Origin of the sequence: Rhizobium ecuadorense (genome assembly GCF_001187535.1) — a bacterium.
Lineage (GTDB): Bacteria > Pseudomonadota > Alphaproteobacteria > Rhizobiales > Rhizobiaceae > Rhizobium > Rhizobium ecuadorense.
Window position 1 is genome coordinate 1 of the sequence record NZ_LFIO01000406.1, and the last position, 210, is coordinate 210.

Annotated in this window: 1 pseudogene; it reads right to left on the minus strand. The window is 65.2% G+C overall.

From position 1 onward, the window contains the following. Positions 1 to 210, minus strand: a pseudogene (locus AF337_RS10825) (epoxide hydrolase); the annotation flags it as partial.

The window sequence follows — 210 nt, forward strand, 5'->3', positions numbered from 1 at the left end:
CCTGAACGCTGCTCGAAGCTCGGCGGAGAAGAGCTCCGGCTGCTCCCAGGCGGCGAAGTGGCCGCCCTTGTCGACCTTGTGGAAATAGATAAGGTTGCGATAGGCGCGACGGGCCCATGTCTCCGGGGCCTGGTAGCTCTCCCCAGGAAAGACGGTGATGGCGACCGGAAGCGCGATCTTGGAGGTCTTCTCCCCGGCCGCAAGGACGGG